At 27.6% G+C, this 4,405-nt stretch carries 4 protein-coding genes; all 4 read left to right on the top strand.

What is annotated here, in order from left to right:
• Window positions 1-120: 120 nt before the first annotated feature.
• Window positions 121-1,425 carry a nucleotide sugar dehydrogenase gene (locus GOQ29_RS10920; RefSeq protein ID WP_203372693.1) on the top strand — a complete coding sequence of 435 codons (1,305 nt, stop codon included), beginning with the start codon at window positions 121-123 and terminating at the stop codon, window positions 1,423-1,425.
• A gap of 79 nt (window positions 1,426-1,504) precedes the next feature.
• Window positions 1,505-2,941, top strand: a complete 1,437-nt coding sequence (locus GOQ29_RS10915) for a sugar transferase (protein WP_203372692.1) — start codon at window positions 1,505-1,507, stop codon at window positions 2,939-2,941.
• Complete coding sequence (gene wecB, locus GOQ29_RS10910; RefSeq protein ID WP_484477082.1) at window positions 2,937-4,055, top strand: non-hydrolyzing UDP-N-acetylglucosamine 2-epimerase; 1,119 nt, start codon at window positions 2,937-2,939, stop codon at window positions 4,053-4,055. The genes GOQ29_RS10915 and wecB overlap by 5 nt, the downstream gene beginning before the upstream one ends.
• Window positions 4,056-4,209: 154 nt before the next feature.
• On the top strand, window positions 4,210-4,405 hold a 196-nt coding region (locus GOQ29_RS10905; RefSeq protein ID WP_203372690.1), incomplete at its 3' end, for a hypothetical protein.

The following is a 4,405-nucleotide window of genomic DNA, read 5'->3' as shown; positions in this document are numbered from 1 at the left end:
GTAAAAGGTATGATGGATAGAAAGAAAGCAGAAGAGATGAATTATTTATATTGGAGATTGTAGTGTGGATTGGCAGTTTAGACTATTTATGAAATAAAAGTCCAACAGGAGGATTTAAAAATGAATAAAATTTGTGTAATAGGATTAGGGTATATTGGATTACCAACAGCCACAATGTTTGCTTTAAATGGTAAAAAAGTTGTGGGAGTAGATGTAAATGAGAAAGTAGTAAAAACATTGAATAAAGGTGAAGTTCATATAGAAGAACCAGGCTTAGGAGAAGCATTTAAAGAAATGGTTAGAAAAAAGAATATAATAGCAAGTACTACTCCAAAAGAATCAGATGTATTTATAATAGCAGTGCCTACACCTAATAAGGATGATGAATATAAATCTTGTGATTTAAATTATGTAGAGTCAGCTACTAGGTCTATATTACCTTATATTCATAAGGGCAATGTAGTAATAATAGAATCTACAATAGCTCCTACTACTACAGATGAGGTAGTAAAACCAATGATAGAAGAAGCAGGATTTAAAGTAGGACAGGACATATTTTTAGCTCATTGTCCAGAAAGGGTATTACCAGGAAAGATAATGGAAGAACTAGTAGAAAATAATAGAATAGTAGGTGGAGTAACAGAACAATGTACAGAAGAAGCATCAAAAGTGTATAAAACATTTGTAAAGGGTGAAGTACTTAAAACAACAGCTAAGACTGCAGAAATGTCAAAATTGATGGAAAATACTTATAGAGATGTAAATATAGCTTTAGCGAATGAACTTACTAAAATATGTAACAAATTAGATATTAGTTCTTTAGATGTTGTTAAATTAGCAAATAAACATCCTAGGGTAAATCTTCATACTCCAGGTCCAGGTGTTGGAGGACATTGTTTAGCAGTAGATCCATATTTCATAATAGAAAAGGCTCCTGAATTAGCAAGGATAATAGCTCTTTCAAGAGAAACTAATAATAGTATGCCCGAATATGTATCATCTAAAGTTGAAAAGATGATAACTAAAAAAGGAGCTAAAATATCTGTATTTGGTATAACTTATAAAGGAAATACTGATGATTTAAGAGAATCCCCTGCATTAGAAATAGTAGAAATATTAAAAGAAAAAGGCTATAATGTGATTTTACATGATCCACATGTAAAGAATACAGAGCTTGAATTAGTAGATAGGGAGGAATCAGTAAAGGATTCAGATATGATATTGATATTATCAGATCATAATGAATTTAAAAATATAGATTATAAAGAATTAACAAAGATAATGAATATACCTCTTATATTTGATACAAAATCAATTTTAGAAGAAGAGCTTATGAAGGAATCAAATGTAATATACAAAAATTTAGGTAATATATCTGATGAGGAGTTACAAAGTTTTACTGAAAAGTTAGTAGCAATAGATTAGAAATAAGATAATTATTAAAGATCACATCATTTATTTATATGATGTGATTTTGGCACATTTTGAAGAGAGGGAATTAATTATGAAGCTATCAAATATAGCTAGATTTCATAAAGCAAACAAATTAATAACTATTATTATAGATATAAGCTTAGTATTATTAGGTTTTTACTTAGCATATTTATTTAAGTTTAATTTTGACATACCTAAAAGAAATATTGAACCTTTTATATCTATTTTACCAATAATAGCTTTATTTACAGTAGTGTTTTTTGATATATATGGTTTATTATCTATAAGAAAAAAAGCTTATGTTGAAACTATATTATCTTTAGCCATAGCTCTTGGAATGATATCATTGTTTACAATGGCAGTTACATTTATATATAGGGGTTTTGCGTTTCCAAGAATGGTATTTATGATGGCTTATATGTTTCAAGTAATATTATTAAGCGTTTGGAGATTATTGCTAATCAATATTGTTAAGAAACTTCATGGAATTAAAAAAGTTTTAATAATAGGAAAAGAAGATAATATAAATAGTATAGCAAAAAAAATATTGAGGAATAGACAATGGTATACAATAAGTTATTTATATTATAAAGAAATAGATAATCAATTATATGAATATATAAATAAAGTTGATGCAGTTATAATTGCTTCCGAGATTGATTATAAAGAGAGACAGAGGATAATAGAGAGAACTCAACAAAAAAATAAAGAGGTGTTTATAGTACCAAATCTTCAAGATATGTTCATATTGAATTCTAAAATTGAGCAATTTGATGATGTATTGACATTTAAGATATCAAATATGGAACTATCTTTAGAACAAAGAATAGTAAAAAGACTTATAGATATTTTAATATCAACTATAGGTTTAATAATAACACTACCTATAAATATAATAGTTTCAATTTTAATAAAAATAGATTCTAAAGGTCCTATATTATTTAAACAAAAAAGAATTACATTAAATAATAAAGAATTTTATATATATAAATTTAGAACAATGGTGGATGATGCAGAGAAACTTACTGGACCGACTCTCAGTGATAAGGAGGATCCTAGAATAACAAAAGTAGGTAAATTTTTGAGATCCAGTAGAATTGATGAAATTCCTCAGTTGTTTAATGTTTTAAAAGGAGATATGAGTATAGTAGGTCCTAGACCTGAAAGACCTTATTTTGTAGAAAAATTTGCTCATATTGATCCAGATTATTATTATAGGATGAATGTAAAGGCTGGTATTACAGGTCTTGCACAAATACTTGGTAAATATGCATCTTCTTTTGATGAGAAATTAAGATTTGATTTAATATATATAAGAAATTATTCATTACTTTTAGATATAACAATAATATTACAAACAATAGTAGTAGTATTTATGAAGGATAAATCAGAAGGGTTAGAGGAGATTGTATTGGATGATATATTGGAAGAGATAGGATTAGATAGTAGATCAGAAATGGGAATCACTAAAATTAGAGATGAAAGAATGGAGAGAAAATATGATTAAGATCATGACGGTTTTTGGGACAAGACCAGAGGCTATAAAAATGGCTCCTTTAGTAAAAGAATTAGAAAAAGAAAAAATGATAAAATCAATTGTATGTGTTACAGCACAACATAGAGAAATGTTAGATCAGGTATTGGACTTATTTGATATAAATCCGGATTATGATTTGGATATAATGCAAAATAAACAAACAATAACAGGAATAACAACTAAAGTATTAGAAGGAATAGAAGATGTAATTATAAAGGAAAAACCAGATATGATATTGGTTCATGGGGATACAACAACTACTTTTGCTGGATCATTGGCAGCTTTTTATCAAAAAGTACCTGTAGGACACGTTGAAGCTGGATTGAGAAGTGGAGATAAATATTCTCCATATCCTGAAGAAATGAATAGGAGTTTGGCAGGAAGAATAGCAAGCATACATTTTGCGCCAACAATAAGTAATAAAGAAAATTTATTAAAAGAAAATATAAATGAAAAAAGTATTTTTATAACAGGAAATACAGTCATAGATGCACTTATATCAACCATAGATAAAAACTATAAATTTCAAGAAGATGTGTTAAATCGTATGGACTTTGAAAATAAGAAGATAATATTATTAACGTCTCATAGAAGAGAGAATTTAGGACAACCTATGATAAATATATTTAATGCAGTAAAAAGAATAGTTGAAGAAAATGAAAATGTAGAGGTAGTGTTTCCAGTACATTTAAATCCTAAAGTAAGGGAATTAGTAAATGACATATTAAAAGATGTGAATAGAGTACATTTAATAGAACCATTAGACTATAAGCCTTTCGCGAATTTAATATCTAAGTGTCATTTGATAATGACGGATTCAGGAGGAATACAAGAAGAAGCTCCATCCTTAGGAAAACCAGTCATAGTTCTTAGAACAGAAACAGAAAGACCGGAAGCAGTAGAAGCAGGAACGGTAAAAGTCGTAGGAGTAGAAGAGAAATATATTTATGATCAAGTAAATTTATTAATAAACAATGAAGAAGAATATAATAAAATGGCTAGTGCAATAAATCCATATGGTAATGGTAAAGCATGTGAGAGAATAGTAGAGGAGATATTAGAGTATTTTGAAATTAAAGCTTAGGAAATAAAATTTTATTTTCTAAGCTTTATTTGATGATGAGAATAATTGTAAGAAATCAACATGAGATTTAATTGAAATATATGTAGAAAAAAGAACAATTAGATGATATAATGTCGAATGAGGAAGTTTATATAAAAAAGAAAGGGGGGAGAATGTGAAGATAAGAAATAAAATTATAATTTTAATGATGATATTTATTTTGTTCTTTACATCCATAGTAATTGCAGATGAGATTTCAGAAGGAGATGCCTTATATAATGCAGCAATGGAAGAGGAAGATTCATCAACTCAAACTAAGTTATTAATTGAAGGATATACTCAATATTCTGATCATGAACAATTTATTGAAT

Origin of the sequence: Anaeromonas gelatinilytica, assembly GCF_016820635.1 — a bacterium.
Classification (GTDB): Bacteria; Bacillota; Clostridia; order Tissierellales; family SIT17; genus Anaeromonas; species Anaeromonas gelatinilytica.
Note: the sequence above shows the minus strand (reverse complement) of the source record. Positions and strands in the feature narration are given on the sequence as shown.